Raw genomic sequence first — 3118 nt, forward strand, 5'->3', positions numbered from 1 at the left:
CCGGACCTCGTTGTCGCGGAACTTCCGGCATGACAGCCGGGTCCAGCGGAAGGCGTATTTGCCTTCCTTGATGTGTTGCTCGGCGGTGCCGCGCTGGTTATAGAACCGCACGATCCAGTCTGGCTCCATCGGCAGATTGGTGACGATGAAGCCAACACGCGGGAACAGCTCGCCCGGATGCCATTCGATCTGGGCAATGACGCGACGAGGCTTGCTCCGTGATACCGACTAGCCGCGTAGGCTACGGACGATCCAACGACGGCTCCGCTTCGCGCAGCAACACGTAGGACTTCGCCCCCTCTTGCTTCCACAGTGCTTCCACGGGTGGCGGAAACGCAAACGCCGCCCCGGAGGGCGGCGTTTAAGCGCTTGATAACGCGTAATATTTTGGTTGCGGGGGTAGGATTTGAACCTACGACCTTCAGGTTATGAGCCTAACCCGCAGCGAATCCGATAATGCCTTAAAATCAGATACATATATGGTAAGCCTTTGATTCCACCAACTTTCCAACTGCTCATTCACCGACACCCGCACGCATTCATAGGCAGACCCGCGCGAAAGTGCGCGTTCCCGCGTTGATGTGGTGTTGAGGTCGTCGCGTTGTAGGGTAAGCAGGGTACCCATCGCAATCCATCGATCGCCGGGGGGTCCGACAATCCCTGGCTACTGGTCTGACCGATGCGGTGAATGCCCTGTATCTGTCGCCAGGGCAGCCCGTGTGATCGAAGGCGTTCAGCGCAGAGCGACCCATGCATAGGCTGTTGTTCGCTCGTGCAGCATTCGGTAAAAGGGGGCGGAAAGAGGTCATTCGCTGCGTTTGGACCGAACGGTAGCGATAAGCAGCATTGTGACCTTTGCAAAGCCGTCATGACCAGGTATGTCTCAAGGGGTGGCTACATGCCGTGGAACCGGTGGCCACATCATCGTGGAATCCGTGGCCACATGCGCGTGGAATACTCACGATGACGCCAGAATTGCGTGACGCGACCCGCGCCTACCGCCGCGCGTACCCAGAGGAGCAGCAAGGTGCCATCGCCGCCGTGTTCAACGTCAACGCGGGCTGGGTCTCGGTGCCCTAGGCGAGTGGCGAACCAGCCTGGATCGTTGCCGAGCGCTACGGGGGGCTCCCTACAAAGCCTACTCGGAAAGCGAATTTGCCCAATTTGCGCCTGTGCTTGTCTTGCTCAGAACTGGTGTTCAAGCTTGAACTGGACGCCTGTTCGTGTGGTGTCGCCCACCCGGTCTACGCTGAAGGTGCTATTCAGCCGGCTCAGGCCATCTTCGGAATTCGAGGTGAAGCCCAGCTGGAGGCCCCCGCCGCACTCCTCGGTGGTCTGATCGGCAACCGTGCGCTCGCAGATCAGCCGTGGGGAGAGTGTCGCGGTCTCGAGACTCGTGGCGATCGAACGACCGTCCATCGGGACCCGTAGCTGTGGCGTCAGCGTCAGTGTGGTCAGGCTCACATCCCCGGCATCTAGGCTCACGTCATCGGTCCGCTCATAGGCATCTGCCGTGAAATCCATCTCCCCGATCTCGGTATAGCCATGCGTGAAGGCCAACTCGGGCCAGACTTCATAGCGCTCGCGCGCGATCAAACCCGTTACAGACCCGCCAAGCGTCAGCGTCTGCGTCGTGTAGTCGCTCTGCACATCCAGCGTGCCATTGCTCAGCTCAAGATCGTTCCGGCCAATACCAACCGAGGCAAAGCCACTTGCGAACACCGTCTCCGAGAGCGCCACGACCCCGTAGCCGCCCAGATTGACACCAAAGCTGTCCTGCGTGCCTTCAAAGCTGCCCTCAAGCGTGGCCGTGCTCAGATCTGCACCCACATAGTAGCCCAGCATACGGTCCGCATCGAGCATATGCTCCCACGCCAACTTGCCCGAGAGGGTCCCCGATGTGTTGCCATCCTCGTCGCGCTGGATATCGAAGTCCCCAAAGAACAGTCGCCGCCGCGTCCCCGCATAGTTCCCATCCTGTTCAAAGAACGTCCCATCGGCCACAAAGGTCTGCCCACGCACCTCCGCCCGGCCATCAATATCGAAGGGGGTATAGTTGCGCGACGCCAGCCTCACGCCACCCTCAGGGTCACTCACCTGCCTGCGGCTGAGCGTGAACCGGTCCCGGGCCTCACGCACCAGTCGCACATTGGCCGCCACTTGGCTGCGCGACGTCTTCTGCGCATGCGTTGTCACGATGTCCCGGATCTCTTCACGATGCGCCTCAAACTCCGACGCAGGCGAGCCCGCAAGGATCGCGTAGGTGTTCGACGCCTCATTCTGGTTGCCGGCCTCATCTTCGGCTGACCCCGCCGGCACCTGAACCGTTCCGTTCTGGCCCAGCTCAGGCGAGATGGTCAGCGTATAGACCGCACCGCTGCCCGTCAGGTTGGACGCCTGAGCATTGGTCACAGCGACATCGCCAAGCGCCAAGTCCGTCACATCTTCCGAGAACGTCAGCGTGACCGTGAAGTCCTCGACCACAACATCGGTCGGCCCTTCGACCTTCACCGTCGGGGCCGTTCCATCGGTCGTGACACTGAGTTGGGTTGCGGCTGTATTGCCATTGCCGGCGTCATCCGTGGCCACGTCTGCGGCGATATCCACCGTCACCGCGCCATCGGAGGAAGGGTCAACGTCGAAGGTGTAGACTTTGCTCGACGTCGCCTGGAAGTTCGACGCACTCCCGTTGCCGACGCTCACGTCGCCAACTTCGAACCCAGTGACATCTTCGTCAAACGTCGCCGTGACCGTGAAGGCCCCGGAGTGGGGATCGGTCGCGTTCGAGCTCAGCCCAACCGTCGGGGCGGTCCCGTCGGTCGTGACACTGAGTTGGGTTGCGGCTGTATTGCCGTTCGTCGCGGTATCTTCAGCAACATCGGCAGCAACATCGACGGTGACATCTCCATCCGCGGCAGGGGTGACATCGAAGGTGTAGCTCGTGCCCGAACCAGAGAGGTTCGACGCGGTACCGTTGCCGACGCTCACGTCGCCAACTTCGAACCCAATGACGCGTTCATCAAACGTCGCCGTGACCGTGAAGGCCCCGGAGTGGGGATCGGTCGCGTTCGAGCTCAGCCCAACCGTCGGGGCGGTCCCGTCGGTCGTGACACTGAGT

At 61.1% G+C, this 3118-nt stretch carries 1 protein-coding gene, 1 tRNA gene and 1 pseudogene; all 3 read right to left on the reverse strand.

Features of this window, described 5'->3' with window-relative positions; translation table 11 throughout:
- Window positions 1-222: pseudogene (locus tag ACH107_RS31470) on the reverse strand (transposase); the annotation flags it as partial.
- Window positions 223-388: 166 nt separating this feature from the next.
- Window positions 389-534, reverse strand: a tRNA-OTHER gene (locus ACH107_RS31475).
- Between the two features lie 651 nt (window positions 535-1185).
- A partial coding sequence (locus tag ACH107_RS31480; RefSeq protein ID WP_412509586.1) for an Ig-like domain-containing protein occupies window positions 1186-3118 on the reverse strand: 1933 nt, incomplete at its 5' end.

Source organism: Roseovarius halophilus (ex Wu et al. 2025) (assembly GCF_047086965.1).